Genomic DNA, 14057 nt, shown 5'->3' with positions numbered 1-14057 from the left:
TAACTTGTCCATGTATGTGAATGTCGGCCACAAGGAGAACCCAGGATGCCCGCTCCCCGCACCGTCCTGCTCACCGGCGCCGCCGGCGGGCTCGGCACCCTGATGCGGTCCCTGCTGCCGGAGTACGGCTACACGCTGCGCCTGTTCGACGTGCGCCCCGTCGAGGGCGCGCCGGACGCGATCACCGCCGACCTCGCCGACACGGCGGCGGTGCGCGAGGCGGTGCGGGGCGTGGACGCGGTCCTCCACCTCGCGGGCATCTCCCTGGAAGCCCCGTTCGAGAAGATCCTGAAGGCGAACATCGAGGGCACCTACAACCTCTACGAGGCGGCCCGCCAGGAAGGGGTGCCCCGGATCGTCTTCGCCTCCTCCAACCACGCCGTCGGCTTCACCCCCGCCCCACGCGCGGGCGAGCCGCTCATCCCGGTCGACACCCCGCGCCGCCCTGACACCTTCTACGGCCTGTCCAAGTCCTTCGGTGAGGATCTCGCCCAGCTGTACTGGGACAAGCACGGCCTGGAGACCGTCTCGGTGCGCATCGGCTCCTGCTTCCCGGAGCCGACCAGCGTGCGCATGCTCTCGGTGTGGATGAGCCCGGCCGACGGCGCCCGTCTCTTCCACGCGGCCCTGACCGCCGAGGAGGTCGGCCACACGGTCGTCTACGGCTCCTCCGCCAACACCCGGCTGTGGTGGGACCTGAGCACCGCGCGGGCGCTCGGTTACGCGCCGCAGGACGACTCCGAGCCGTACGCCGGCAAGCTGATCGCCGAGCAGGGCGAGCTGGACCCGGCGAACCCGGCCCACGGCCACCTGGGCGGGCACTTCGTGAGCGACCCGCCGATCTGGCCGTACTGACCCCGGGCAAGGTGTCCGGAACGAAGGCTCCCGGCGGCGGAAAACCGTCGCCCACGCGCGCGGGCGGGCACCGAACGGGCCCGCCCGCCGCCGTGTCCGGGCATCCGGGCCGCCCGCTCCCACCCCGCCGGACACGGCCTCGCAGGTCCACGGCGGGCACCACGCCCGGCAAACGGGCCCACACGGGCAGAAACGGGCCCGCGACAGGCTTGGTCGGCACCGCGCCCCCGCTGTAGAACTTCCCCCATGGGCCCGAACGGGCAGTCCCACGGGAAAGCGGGTGACGACATGAGCACGAGGACGGCCGAGGAGCGCCAGCGCGAGATCGTGCTGGCGGCGCGGGCCACCGGCTCGGTCGACGTCGCCGCGCTCGCCGAGGAGCTGGGCGTGGCCAAGGAGACCATCCGGCGCGATCTGCGGGCCCTGGAGGACCACGGTCTGGTCCGCCGTACGCACGGCGGCGCCTATCCGGTGGAGAGCGCCGGCTTCGAGACGACGCTCGCTTTCCGGGCCACCAGCCATGTGCCCGAGAAACGCCGGATCGCGGCCGCCGCGGCCGGGCTGCTCGGGGACGCCGAGACGGTCTTCGTCGACGAGGGCTTCACCCCGCAGCTCATCGCCGAGGCCCTGCCCACCGACCGGCCGCTCACCGTGGTCACCGCCTCGCTGCCGGTCGCGGCCGCCCTCGCCGAGGCCGAACAGGTCTCGGTGCTGCTGCTCGGCGGCCGGGTCCGGGCGGGCACGCTGGCCACCGTCGACCACTGGACGACGAAGATGCTCGCCGGCTTCGTCCTCGACTTGGCCTTCATCGGCGCCAACGGCATCTCCCGCGAGTACGGCCTGACCACGCCCGACCCGGCGGTCAGCGAGGTCAAGGCACAGGCGCTGCGAGCCGCCCGGCGCACCGTGTTCGCGGGTGTGCACACCAAGTTCGGCGCGGTCAGCTTCTGCCGGTTCGCCGAGGTCGGCGCGCTGGAGGCGATCGTGACGAGCACCCTGCTCCCGGCCGCCGAGGCCCACCGCTACTCCCTGCTGGGCCCACAGGTCATCAGGGTCTGAAAAACAAACCGTCCAGGTCCGAAAATCAAACTCTCCTCCTCCAGGGGCTCTTCACGCCGAGGAGTGCCCCTTATCTCCCCATACCTCCAGGAGCGACCCATGCGCACCCCGAGCCGACGGAGGCCGCGAGCCACGCTCGCCATGGCCGCCGCGGGAACGCTGCTCGCCCCGCTGCTCTCCGGCTGCTGGGCCGGCGCGGGCGGGACCGGTTCCGGCGGCGACTCCATCAACGTCCTGATGGTCAACAACCCGCAGATGACCGAGCTGCAGAAGCTGACCGCCGCGCACTTCACCAAGGAGACCGGCATCAAGGTCAACTTCACGGTCCTGCCCGAGAACGACGTCCGCGACAAGATCAGCCAGGACTTCGCCAACCAGGCCGGGCAGTACGACGTGGCCACCCTGTCCAACTACGAGATACCGATCTACGCCCGCAACGGCTGGCTGCACGAGATGGACTCGTACGTCGCGAAGGACCCGTCGTACGACGAGAACGACGTGCTGAAACCGATGCGCCAGTCCCTCACCGCCGACGACGGCAAGCTCTACGGGCAGCCCTTCTACGGCGAGTCGTCGTTCCTGATGTACCGCAAGGACGTCTTCGCGGCGAAGGGCCTCACCATGCCCGCCCACCCCACCTGGCAGCAGGTCGCCGGCCTCGCCGCGAAGGCGGACGGCGCGACGCCCGGGATGAAGGGCATCTGTCTGCGCGGACTGCCCGGCTGGGGCGAGCTGATGGCGCCGCTGACGACGGTCGTGAACACCTTCGGCGGCACCTGGTTCGACACGAAGTGGAAGGCCCACCTGGACGCGCCCGAGTTCGAGAAGGCGACAAAGTTCTATGTCGATCTCGTCCGTGCGCACGGCGAGTCCGGCGCCGCCCAGTCCGGCTTCGCCGAGTGCCTGAACGACATGACCCAGGGCAAGGTCGCCATGTGGTACGACGCCACGAGCGCCGCCGGACTGCTGGAGGCCGACGGCTCACCGGTCAAGGGCAAGCTCGGTTACGCCCCGGCTCCCGTCGAGAGGACCCCGTCCTCCGGCTGGCTCTACACCTGGGCCTGGGGCATCCAGCAGGCCTCCCGCAACCCCGACAAGGCCTGGAAGTTCGTCTCCTGGGCGTCGAGCAAGGGCTATGAGCAACTGGTCGGCCGGACCAGCGGCTGGCCGAACGTCCCGGCGGGCAAGCGGGCGTCGACGTACGAGAACGCCGACTACCGCGCGTCGGCCGCCTCCTTCCAGGAGATGACCAGGCAGGCCATCGAGAGCGCCCGTCCGGACGACCCCGGGGTGCAGCCGCGGCCCGCACCCGGCATCCAGTTCGTCGGCATCCCGGAGTTCACCGACCTCGGCACCAAGGTCTCCCAGGAGATCAGCGCGGCCATCGCCGGACGCCAGTCCGTCGGCTCGGCCCTGAAGAAGTCCCAACAGCTCGCCGAGAAGATCTCCAAGGAGTACGAGGGACGATGACAGCCACGACCACGGCCGCCCTCGCGGCCTCCCCCGCACACATGGTGAAACAACCCTCGGCCCGGCTGCGCGCCTGGGCCACCCGGGCCCCGCTGCTGCCGGCCCTCGTCTTCATGATCGCCGTGACCCAACTGCCGTTCGTGGCCACGCTGGTGATCTCCTTCTTCGACTGGAACGCCCTCTACCCCAAGGCCCGTCACTTCACCGGCCTGGACAACTACCGCCAGGTGCTGACCGACGCCGACCTGCGCCAGTCGGTCTGGACGACCGTGCTGCTCACGGTGGCGGTGGTGCTGGCCAGCCTGGTGCTGGGGCTGGTGCTCGCCCTGCTGCTGGACCGGAGGTTCCGCGGCCGGGGCATCGTCCGCACCCTGCTGATCGCACCCTTCCTGGTGGTGCCGGTGGCCGCGGCGCTGCTCTGGAAGCATGTGCTCTACAACCCTGAATACGGCCTGCTCAATGGGTTGTTGCACTATGTGGGCGGCCCCCAGCCGGACTGGATCTCCCAGACCCCGCTGCTCGCGGTCGAGGCCTCCCTGGTGTGGCAGTGGACGCCGTTCATGATGCTGATCCTGCTCGCCGGGCTGCAGAGCCGGGACCAGCAGCAGATCGAGGCCGCGCGGGTCGACGGCGCGAACGACTGGCAGGTCTTCCGCCATCTGACCCTCCCCCACCTGCGCCGCTACCTCGAACTCGGCGCCCTGCTCGGCTCGATCTACATCGTGCAGAACTTCGACGCGGTCTTCACGATCACCTCGGGAGGCCTGGGGACGGCGAACCTCCCCTACACCGTCTACCAGAGCTTCTACCAGGCCCACGAGAACGGCCTCGCCTCGGCGGCCGGCGTGCTGGTCGTCATCGGCTCGATCATCATCGCGACCTTCGCGCTGCGCGTGGTGTCGTCCCTGTTCCGCGAGGAGGTGTCCCGCGCATGACCGCCGTATCGCGCATACTGCGCCGGAACGGACTGGGCCTCGTGGCCTGGCTGGCCGGGATCGTGTTCTTCCTGCCGATCGCCTGGATGGCCCTCACCTCCTTCCACTCGGAGGCGGACGCGGCGACCAACCCGCCGTCCTTCGCGGCGTCGTTGACGCTCGACGGCTACCGCGAGTTCTTCGGCAGCGGCGGCGGGGCCAGCCCGTGGCCCGCGCTGATCAACTCCACGGTGGCGTCGGTGGTCTCCACGCTCTGTGTCCTCCTCCTGGCCCTCCCGGCGGCCTACGCGCTGTCGATCCGGCCGGTGAAGAAGTGGACGGACGTGCTGTTCTTCTTCCTGTCCACGAAGATGCTGCCGGCCGTGGCGGGCCTGCTGCCGATCTACCTGTTCGCCAGGAACACCGGGATGCTCGACAACATCTGGCTCCTGGTCGTCCTCTACACCTCCATGAACCTGCCGATCGCGGTGTGGATGATGCAGTCCTTCCTCGCCGAGGTGCCGGTCGCCGTCATCGAGGCCGCGCGCGTGGACGGCGCCCGGCTGCCGACCATCCTCGCGCGCGTGGTCGCCCCGATCGCCCTGCCCGGCATCGCCGCCACCGCCCTGATCTGCTTCATCTTCAGCTGGAACGAGCTGCTCTTCGCCCGGGTGCTGACGGGCGTGGTCGCCGAGACCGCCCCCGTCTTCCTGACCGGCTTCATCACCAGCCAGGGCCTGTTCCTGGCCAAGGTGTGCGCCGCGTCGCTCGTCATCTCCCTGCCGGTGCTCGCCGCAGGATTCGCCGCCCAGGACAAACTGGTCCAGGGCTTGTCGTTGGGAGCCGTGAAATGAAGGCCGCCGTCATCGAGTCCGTGGGCCGCGCCGTGGTCACGGAGGTGCCCGACCCGACACCGGGCCCGCGCGAGGTCGTCGTGGAGGTGGCGGCCTGCGGCCTGTGCGGCACCGATCTGCACATCCTCCAGGGCGAGTTCGCGCCCAAGCTGCCGATCGTCCCCGGACACGAGTTCGCGGGCGAGGTGGTCGCGGTCGGCGGCCAGGTCACCGAGGTCGCGATCGGCGACCGGGTGGCCGTGGACCCCTCGCTGTACTGCTACGAGTGCCGTCACTGCCGCAGCGGCCACAACAACCTGTGCGAGCGGTGGGCCGCGATCGGCGTGACCACGGCGGGCGGGGCGGCGCAGTACGCGGTCGCCCCCGTGGCGAACTGCGTGAAACTGCCGGAGCACGTGCGCACCGAGGACGCGGCCCTGGTGGAACCGCTGTCCTGCGCGGTGCGGGGCTACGACATCCTCAGCAGCCGCCTCGGCGCCCACGTCCTGATCTACGGCTCCGGGACCATGGGTCTGATGATGCTGGAGCTGGCCAAGCGCACGGGCGCGGCGAGCGTGGACGTGGTGGACGTGAACCCGGCGCGGCTGGAGACGGCTCGGCGGCTGGGCGTGTCCGGCTCGGCGGCGAACGCGGACGAGCTGGAGCGGCCGCAGGGCTGGGACGTGGTCGTGGACGCGACCGGCAACGCGGCGGCGATCCAGGACGGCCTGGACCGGGTGGCGAAGGCGGGCACCTTCCTGCAGTTCGGGGTGGCCGACTACGCGACCCGGGTGACCATCGACCCGTACCGCATCTACAACCAGGAGATCACCATCACCGGCTCCATGGCGGTGCTGCACAGCTTCGAGCGGGCGGCGGAGCTGTTCGCCAACGGCGTGCTGGACCCGCAGGTCTTCATCAGCGACCGGATCCCGCTGGAGCGCTACCCGCAGGCGCTGGAGCAGTTCGCGGCGGGGGTGGGCCGGAAGATCGTGGTGGTGCCCTGAGCCACTTGGGGGCTGGGTAAGGGAACGGTAAAGCGATGTCGTTCGTTCACCCGGTATGACAGCTATGACCCCTGGCTCGAACATCCCTCTGTCGGCCGCCCGTGTCACGGTGGACGTGTCCGCGCCCGTGCGGCTCGACGTATCGGGCCTGCTGCTCACGGGCGACGGCAAGGTGCGCTCGGACGACGACTTCATCTTCTACAACCAGCCGACGGGCCCGGGCGTGACCTACACGTCCGGCGGGGGCGCGGCCCCCGACTCGATCACGGTCGACACCCCCGCCGTCCCGCCGGACATCGAGAAGATCGTGGTCACCGCCAGCCCGGACGCGGCCGGCCAGACCTTCCAGGGCGTCGAGCCGACGGCCACGATCCGCGACGCGGACACCGGCGCCGCGCTGGCCACGTTCACCCCGCCCCGGCTCGGCGCGGAGACGGCGCTGGTCGTCGTGGAGCTCTACCGCCGGGGCGGCGCCTGGAAGGCCCGCGCCGTGGGCCAGGGGTACGCCGACGGCCTGGCCGGCATCGCGACGGACTTCGGCGTGACGGTGGAGGAACCGGCCGCGGCGCCCGCGGCCCCGCCGCAGCCGGTGACCCCGGCGGCCCCGCCGATGTCCGCCCCGGCGGCTCCCCCGATGCCTCCGGCCCCGCCCACGCCGCCCGCGCCCGTCCCCGGCGCCGGGAAGGTGAACCTGGACAAGGGCCGCGTCAGCCTCCGGAAGAACGAGACGGTGTCCCTGGTCAAGTCCGGCCGCCCGCTGCTCTCGCAGGTGAGGATGGGCCTCGGCTGGGAGCCGGCGTTCCGCGGCGCGGACATCGACCTGGACGCCTCGGTCATCGCGTACGGCCCGCAGCGCAACCACATCGACAGCTGCTACTTCGGCAAGCTGACGATCCTGAACGGCGCGATCAAGCACTCGGGCGACAACCTCACCGGTGAGGGCGGGGGCGACGACGAGGTGATCGTGGTCGACCTCGGCCGCGTCCCGCCGGAGGTCACCGGCCTGGTCTTCACGGTCAACTCCTTCTCCGGCCAGAAGTTCACCGAGGTCGCCAAGGCCTACTGCCGCCTGGTCGACGCGGCCACCGACGAGGAGCTGGTCCGCTTCGACCTGACCAACGCCGAGCCCCAGACGGGCGTCATGATGGCCAAGCTCGTCCGCCAGTTCTCCGGCGAGTGGGACATGACGGCGCTGGGCGACTTCGTCAAGGCCCGCACGGTCCGGAACATGGTGGACCCGGGGGCGAGGGCCCTGTAGTCCCTGTCGCGACGCAGCCACCGCGCCCTCCAGGGCGCGGGGCACCCCCTACGCCCGCAGCCCTTCTGTCAACAGCGCCAGATAGCGCCGGATCTGCGTGCCCTCCCCGTCCGCCAGCTCCGATGCCGTGGCCACCCCGTGGGCCAGCCGCAGCAGTTCGACCGGCTCCAGGTCGGCCCGCAGGAAGCCCTCCGCCCGCGCGGCCTCGATCAGCCGGCCCGCGGCGCCGCGCACGGGCGTCCCGCACGCGGGCAGCGCCGCCGTGCTGCCGTCCGTGACCGCCGATCCGAGCAGCGCCTTCAGTCCGCGCACCTGGATCGTGCCGACGCACAGCTCGTACAGCCACTCCATCAGCGCCTCGCCCGGCGGCAGTTGCGCCGCCAGCTCGTCGGCCCGTGCCCCGAGCGCCTCGATGCGGTCCACGTACGCGGCCTCCAGCAGCGCCTGCCGCGTGGGGAAGTGCCGGTAGAGCGTGCCGGTGCCGACACCCGCCCGCTTGGCGATGTCGTCCAGCGACGCGCTCTCCCCATGTTCGGCGAAGGCCTGCGCCGCCACCTTCAGCAACCGCTCATAGTTGCGCCGAGCGTCCGCGCGCATGGGCCTGACCTGCGCCATCCAGCTACTCCTCGCCCACCGGGGACTCTCCGCGCATGCTACCGAACGCCAGGTCGGAGTCGGCCGCGCCTCAGCGGCATGCGTGTGGAGTCGCGGCAGGCAGCCGCGGTGCGAGCGAAGGAACGGGTTACCGCTTCTGCCGCTTCCACGGCCCCGTGATGGCCAGCATGATGCCCGGGGTCTGGATGTTGGCGTACAGGGTCCTGCCGTCGGGCGAGAAGGTGACGCCGGTGAACTCGCTGTATTCCGGGGACGCCTCGGTGCCGATGTTGAGTTCGTTGCGGGCGATCGGGTACGTGCGCCCGCTCTCGGTGGCGCCGAACAGGTGCTGGACGCCCTCGCCGTCCTCGGCGATGACGAGGCCGCCGTAGGGGGAGACGGTGATGTTGTCGGGACCGTCGAAGGGGCCGTCCTCGGCGGGGGCGGGGTTGACGCCGAGCAGCACCTTGAGGGTGAGGGTGCGGCGCTTCGGGTCGTAGAACCAGACCTGGCCGTCGTGGGGGACCGGGCTCTCCTCGCGGGCGTAGGAGGAGACGACGTAGGCACCGCCGTCGCCCCACCACATGCCCTCCAGCTTGCGGGCGCGGGTGACCTGGCCGGTGGTGAACTGCTTGCGGACGGAGACGGACCTGGCGTCGCGGTCGGGGACGTCCGCCCAGTCGACGCCGTAGACCGTGCCGGTCCTCGTGGCGCGGGAGAGGTCGTCGACGAACTTCCCGCCGGAGTCGAAGCACTTGAACGCCTGGAGCACGCCCGCGTCGTCGGCGAGGGTGCGCAGCCTGCCGCGGCCGTGGCGGAAGCCCTCCGGCGGAGTCCAGCGGTACAGCAGGCCGTTGGGGCCGGAGGCGTCCTCGGTGAGGTAGAGGTGGCCGCGCCCGGGGTCGGTCACGACGGCCTCGTGGGCGTAGCGGCCGAGCGCCTTGATCGGCTTGGGGTCGCGGCCCGCCCGGCGGTCGGCGGGGTCGACCTCGAAGACGTAGCCGTGGTCCTTGGTCATACCGTTCTGGCCGGCCTTGTCCTCGGTCTCCTCGCAGGTCAGCCAGGTGCCCCACGGGGTGCTGCCGCCCGCGCAGTTGGTGGCGGTGCCCGCGATGCCGACCCACTCGGCCACGTGGTCGCGGCGGACCTCGACCACCGTGCAGCCGCCGGCCGCCGCCGGGTCGTAGACCAGGCCCTCGGTGAGCGGCACCGGGTGGGGCCACTTGGCGCGGGGGCCCGCCAGCTCGTGGTTGTTGACGAGCAGGGTGGCGCCGCGCGGGCCGTCGAAGGTGGCGGTGCCGTCGTGGTTGGACGGGGTGAACTCGCCCGACTCCAGCGTGGTGCGGCCGCTGTAGGTGATGACGCGGTAGGTGAAGCCCTCGGGCAGGGCGAGGAGGCCGGCCGGGTCGGCGATCAGGGGGCCGTAGCCGATGCCGCGCCGGCCGCCTGCCGCCGTGCCGTCCGCAGCCGCGGTCTCGGCGTCGTCCGTGGCGGCGAGGGCGCCGGGGGCGCTGGCGAGGGCGCCGACGCTGCCCGCCAGCGCCACCCCGGCGCCGGTGATCGCGGATGTCCTGGCGAAGTCCCTGCGGGTGAGCGACATGGTGTCTCCTGAGACGGTGGGAGTGCCGTGGAGGGTGGCGTCCTCGGTCCGGCGCCCACGCTCACGCCCGCTTCTGAACACCGGCTGAACACCGGGCGACTTCGAAGCCCTTTGTTCAAGAATCCGTATGCACTGCCCCATGCCGAACCCAAGGGCTTCTTCGGCCGTCCTCAACTCCCTTGCTGGGAACGCGCCTTGAACGCCGCCTTCCGGGCCTCCTTCGCCACCTTCTTGTCCGGGTGCAGCCGCCCCATCGCCTCCAGCACGTCGGCGGTGGCCGGGTGCTCCACCCGCCACGCTGCCGCGAAGAACCCGCTGTGCTGTGCGGCCAGCCCCTCGACCAGGGCCTGCAGTTCCTCGGAGTTGCCCTCGGCGGCGAGCTGTGCGGCAACCGTGTCGATGGTCAGCCAGAAGACCATGTCCTCGGACGGCGCCGGCACCCCGGCGGCGCCCTGCTCGGTCAGCCACACCCGGGCGAGGCCGCCCAGCTCCGGATCGTCCAGCACCTCGCGCAGCGCCGGCTCGGCGTCCCCGCCGATCAGCGACAGAGCCTGCTGGCAGCGCAGCCGGCGCAGCGGCGCGCCCTCGTCGCCGCCGCGCGCGGCGGCGAGCAACTCCCGTGCCGCGACCAGCGCTTCACGCCGCGTCAGCCACTGCTCGGTCTCGGCCTGGGCCGCCGACGGACCGAATCCGGCCGTGCCGTCGAGCAGCGCGTCCGCGCCCTTGTCGGCCAGCTCCCCGACGGCAGGCGCCTCGAACCCGGCGTCCAGCAGCCGCGCCCGCAGCCCGTACGCGCCGAGCGGGGTGAGCCGGACCATGCCGTAGCGGGAGACGTCGGTGTCGTCGACCGGCTCCGCCGGTTCCTCCTCGGCGTCGGCCATGAGGGCCTCGTCGACGGGCTGGTACTCCACGAGCCCGACCGGCTCCAGCACCCGGAACTGGTCGTCCAGCCGCATCATCGCGTCCGAGACCTGCTCCAGGACGTCGTTGGTGGGCTCGCCCATGTCGTCGGGGACGATCATCGAGGCGGCGAGGGCGGGCAGCGGGACGGGACCGTCGCCGGGACCGTCCTCACTCACGGTCAGCAGGTAGAGGTTGCCCAGGACGCCGTCGAGGAACTCCGCCTCGGCCTCGGGGTCCCAGTCGAGTGACGAGAAATCGACCTCGCCGCCCTCGTCCAGCGCGCCGACCAGATCGTCCAGGTCGGGCACGGCGGCGTCGGCGAGGACGGTCTCGACGGCGGTGAGCCACACGGTGAGCACGTCGTGCGGGGAACCGCCGGTGAGCAGCGTCAGCTCCTCCCCCGCCCGGACCGTTCCCTCCTCCTCGTCCACGATCTCGACCAGCCCGGTGTCCACCGCGACCCGCCAGGCCTCCCCGGCGTGGGCGGCGGCGTCGTCCCCGGTCAGTCCGAGCAGTTCGGCGGCGGCCGGAAGCTGCTCCTCGGCCAGTCCGCCGCCGGCGTCCACACGGGTGTCGGGCCCGGCCCAGCGGGCGAGGCGGGCGGCGCGGGAGAGCAACGGCGTGGACAGCGCGGCGCGCGCCAGCTCCGCTTCGGGACGCAGCCGTACGGGCGGCAGGGGGGAGCTGTCTGACATCGGCTGGTTCTCCTCGGACCGTGAACGGGCTCGACCGCTCAGCCTAGACGGATTTCCACCCATGCCGCCCGGTTCATCTCCCCGTCGGCCGTCGTACATGGCTGAAACCTTGACAACTCCCTTGCACAAGCTGGAGATTGACGCGCGTAGAAGTTGGGGGGACAACTGTTCACTCGGCTCTACGCGTGTCACGGAGGGCGACCGGCCCCCCACGCTCCCGATCCGCCCGTGCCCCACCTCGTCCCGGCGCTTCGTCACATCCCCGGAGGGATCCCTTGCCGAGCAGGTCTTCCGCGCGCCTCGCCGCGCTCACCGTCGCCGCCGTCTGTTCCGCCGCGTCCGCCGTGGTGCTCACCTCCCCCGCGCACGCCGACTCCGTGCGCATCCACGACATCCAGGGCACCACCCGGATCTCGCCGCTCGCCGGCCAGCAGGTGGCGGACGTGCCCGGCATCGTCACGGCCACGCGCGCGTACGGCTCCTCCAGAGGCTTCTGGATGCAGGATCCGAACCCGGACGACGACCCGCGCACCAGCGAGGGCGTGTTCGTCTTCACCGGCTCCACGCCGAAGGTCGCGGTCGGCGACTCGGTGACGGTGACCGGCACGGTCTCCGAGTACGTCCCGGGCGGCACCTCGTCCGGCAACCAGTCCCTGACGGAGATCACCAGGCCGACGGTCACCACGGTCTCCACCGGCAACCCGGTCCCGGCGCCGGTCGTGATCGACGCGAAGTCGGTCCCGAGCCGGTACACCCCGGCGGGTGACACGGCCGCGAACGGCTCGGTCAACGGCCTGACGCTGGAGCCGTCGACGTACGCCCTGGACTACTACGAGTCCCTGGAGGGCATGAACGTCCAGGTCGCCGACGCCCGCGTGGTCGGCCGCACCGACCCGTACAGCGAGCTGTGGGTCACGGTGAAGCCGCACGAGCACCGCAACCGCCGCGGCGGCACGGTCTACGGCTCCTACGACTCCCAGAACACCGGCCGGCTCCAGATACAGTCGCTGGGCGCGACCGCCGACTTCCCGAAGGCGAACGTCGGCGACACGCTCACCGGCGCCACCACCGGCCCGCTGGACTTCAACCAGTACGGCGGCTACACGCTGGTCGCGAGCAGGCTCGGCACGCTGAGGAGCGGCGGCCTGGAGCGCGAGACCACGCGCAGGCAGTCGGGCCGCGAGCTGGCGGTGGCGACGTACAACGTCGAGAACCTCGACCCGTCCGACCACACCTTCGACCAGCACGCCGCCGCGATCGTCAACAACCTCCGGTCGCCGGACATCGTGTCCCTGGAGGAGATCCAGGACGACAACGGCGCCACCGACGACGGCACCGTCGACGCGAGCGTCACCGTGAACAAGCTGATCGACGCGATCGTCGCGGCGGGCGGCCCGAAGTACGACTGGCGCTCCATCAATCCGGTCAACGACCAGGACGGCGGCGAGCCGGGCGGCAACATCCGCCAGGTGTTCCTGTTCAACCCCGCGCGGGTGTCCTTCGTGGACCGCGCGGGCGGCGACTCCACCACCGCGGTCGGCGTCACCAAGGTGAACGGCAAGGCGGAGCTGACGGCCTCGCCGGGCCGGGTCGACCCGGCGAACGCGGCATGGAAGGACAGCCGCAAGCCGCTGGCCGGCCAGTTCGTCTTCCACGGCAAGACCGTCTTCGTGATCGCCAACCACCTGGTCTCCAAGGGCGGCGACCAGCCGCTGACCGCGCAGTACCAGCCGGTGACGCGCAGCTCCGAGGTCCAGCGCCACGCGCAGGCCACGGCGGTGAACGCGTTCGTCAAGGACATCCTGAAGGTCCAGAAGAACGCGGACGTCCTCGCGCTCGGCGACATGAACGACTTCGAGTTCTCCGGCACCGCCAAGATCCTCGAAGGCGACGGCGAGCTGTGGTCGGCGATCAAGTCCCTGCCGAGGAGCGAGCGTTACACCTACGACTACCAGGGCAACGAGCAGGTCCTGGACCAGATCCTGATCAGCCCGCGGATCCGGCGCGACGGCGACTTCGCGTACGACAGCGTGCACATCAACTCGGAGTTCAACGACCAGATCAGCGACCACGACCCGCAGGTGCTGCGCTTCCGCCCGTAAGCCGCCAGGGGTTTCAGGCCTGGCGGCTGAACACCCCGTTCAGCCAGGCCTGCCAGGCGGTCTCGTTCGCCTCGGCATCGGCGTCCGGCGCGAAGTCGTGAACGCTGATGCCGAGCGGGGCGCCCCAGTGACCGCGCCCGAAGAACCTGATGAGCGCGCCCTCGGTGCGCAGGCCGAGGAAATACGGGTTGCGGTAGTCGACCACGGCGTCCAGGGTCCGCCCGCCGGGCCCCCGGAGGCCGGTCTTCGTGCCCGCGGCCGCGTCGTCCGGCAGGCCGAGGGCGTGGGCGACGGCGGCGAGCGCCTGCTGGGTCGCCGAGGCCGCGGGCCCGTCGACCTGGGCGAAGGTGACCGGGCGGGGCGCGAAGTGCGTGAGGTACTCGCACAGGGTGTGCAGATAGAAGTTGGTGTGCTTGCTCGCGCCGTCGTACTGGTTGTTCCAGTCGTCGGTGAAGACGCCGCTGTGGACGTAGCGCACCCAGGCGCGGCGGCCCTCGTCGCGGGGCTCGATGGTGTAGTCGAGCTGGTTGGCCGACTGGGTGGGCATGCCCACGTTCTCGCTGCGGTTGGTGTAGCGGTGGGGCGGGTCCCAGGCGGTGACGGTGGAGCCGAAGGGTCCCGAGCCGCCGACACGCGGCTCGGGCGGGTCCATCGGCCAGAGGTAGGCGCCGGGCGCGTTGACGACCGCGTCCCACACCTGCTCGGGCGGGACGTCGACCTCGAACTCGCGGACGATCTCGAATTCCTTGGGCGATTCCTGGGACATG

12 protein-coding genes are annotated in these 14057 nt (G+C 71.3%); 8 read left to right on the top strand and 4 right to left on the bottom strand.

All coding sequences use genetic code 11. The features are described 5' to 3' along the window. Window positions 1-45: 45 nt before the first annotated feature. The 7 genes from ACFC8N_RS28300 (at window position 46) to ACFC8N_RS28270 (ending at window position 7396) form a co-directional block, all read left to right on the top strand. Window positions 46-855 (top strand): NAD(P)-dependent oxidoreductase, encoded by an 810-nt coding sequence (locus tag ACFC8N_RS28300; RefSeq protein WP_356030976.1) that lies wholly within the window; start codon window positions 46-48, stop codon window positions 853-855. A gap of 288 nt (window positions 856-1143) precedes the next feature. Beyond that, window positions 1144-1914, top strand: a complete 771-nt coding sequence (locus ACFC8N_RS28295) for a DeoR/GlpR family DNA-binding transcription regulator (RefSeq protein ID WP_356036475.1) — start codon at window positions 1144-1146, stop codon at window positions 1912-1914. Between the two features lie 99 nt (window positions 1915-2013). After that, a complete protein-coding gene (locus ACFC8N_RS28290) occupies window positions 2014-3384 on the top strand; it encodes a sugar ABC transporter substrate-binding protein (RefSeq protein ID WP_356036473.1) in 1371 nt (456 codons plus the stop codon). Beyond that, the gene (locus ACFC8N_RS28285) at window positions 3381-4319 is read left to right on the top strand and encodes a carbohydrate ABC transporter permease (RefSeq protein ID WP_376290878.1); all 939 of its coding nucleotides are present in this window, start codon (window positions 3381-3383) and stop codon (window positions 4317-4319) included. Before ACFC8N_RS28290 ends, ACFC8N_RS28285 begins: the two co-directional genes overlap by 4 nt. Next, on the top strand, window positions 4316-5152 hold the full coding sequence (locus ACFC8N_RS28280; RefSeq protein WP_356036469.1) for a carbohydrate ABC transporter permease: 837 nt from the start codon (window positions 4316-4318) through the stop codon (window positions 5150-5152). The genes ACFC8N_RS28285 and ACFC8N_RS28280 overlap by 4 nt, the downstream gene beginning before the upstream one ends. Next, a complete protein-coding gene (locus ACFC8N_RS28275) occupies window positions 5149-6138 on the top strand; it encodes a zinc-dependent alcohol dehydrogenase family protein (protein WP_376290876.1) in 990 nt (329 codons plus the stop codon). The genes ACFC8N_RS28280 and ACFC8N_RS28275 overlap by 4 nt, the downstream gene beginning before the upstream one ends. Window positions 6139-6202: 64 nt before the next feature. Then, on the top strand, window positions 6203-7396 hold the full coding sequence (locus ACFC8N_RS28270) for a TerD family protein (protein ID WP_376290874.1): 1194 nt from the start codon (window positions 6203-6205) through the stop codon (window positions 7394-7396). 48 nt (window positions 7397-7444) lie between these two features. Here ACFC8N_RS28270 and ACFC8N_RS28265 read toward each other — a convergent pair whose 3' ends face one another. The 3 genes from ACFC8N_RS28265 to ACFC8N_RS28255 all read right to left on the bottom strand — a co-directional run bounded on the left by ACFC8N_RS28265 (window position 7445) and on the right by ACFC8N_RS28255 (window position 11188). Continuing rightward, window positions 7445-8011, bottom strand: coding sequence for a helix-turn-helix domain-containing protein (locus ACFC8N_RS28265; RefSeq protein ID WP_362818964.1), 567 nt, complete (start codon window positions 8009-8011; stop codon window positions 7445-7447). A gap of 127 nt (window positions 8012-8138) precedes the next feature. Beyond that, complete coding sequence (locus tag ACFC8N_RS28260; protein WP_376290871.1) at window positions 8139-9590, bottom strand: alkaline phosphatase PhoX; 1452 nt, start codon at window positions 9588-9590, stop codon at window positions 8139-8141. A gap of 170 nt (window positions 9591-9760) precedes the next feature. Further along, a complete protein-coding gene (locus tag ACFC8N_RS28255; protein WP_356036459.1) occupies window positions 9761-11188 on the bottom strand; it encodes a hypothetical protein in 1428 nt (475 codons plus the stop codon). Window positions 11189-11463: 275 nt separating this feature from the next. On the opposite strand from ACFC8N_RS28255, the gene ACFC8N_RS28250 reads away from it, so the two are divergent. Then, the gene (locus tag ACFC8N_RS28250) at window positions 11464-13290 is read left to right on the top strand and encodes an endonuclease/exonuclease/phosphatase family protein (protein ID WP_362818970.1); all 1827 of its coding nucleotides are present in this window, start codon (window positions 11464-11466) and stop codon (window positions 13288-13290) included. A gap of 13 nt (window positions 13291-13303) precedes the next feature. Here the strand turns inward: ACFC8N_RS28250 and ACFC8N_RS28245 are convergent, their stop codons facing one another. After that, window positions 13304-14056: an SRPBCC domain-containing protein gene (locus tag ACFC8N_RS28245; protein ID WP_376290867.1), complete on the bottom strand. Its 753-nt coding sequence runs from the start codon at window positions 14054-14056 to the stop codon at window positions 13304-13306. Window position 14057: the final 1 nt, after the last annotated feature.

This window comes from Streptomyces sp. NPDC055966 (assembly GCF_042269865.1).
Lineage (GTDB): Bacteria > Actinomycetota > Actinomycetes > Streptomycetales > Streptomycetaceae > Streptomyces.
Note: the sequence above shows the minus strand (reverse complement) of the source record. Positions and strands in the feature narration are given on the sequence as shown.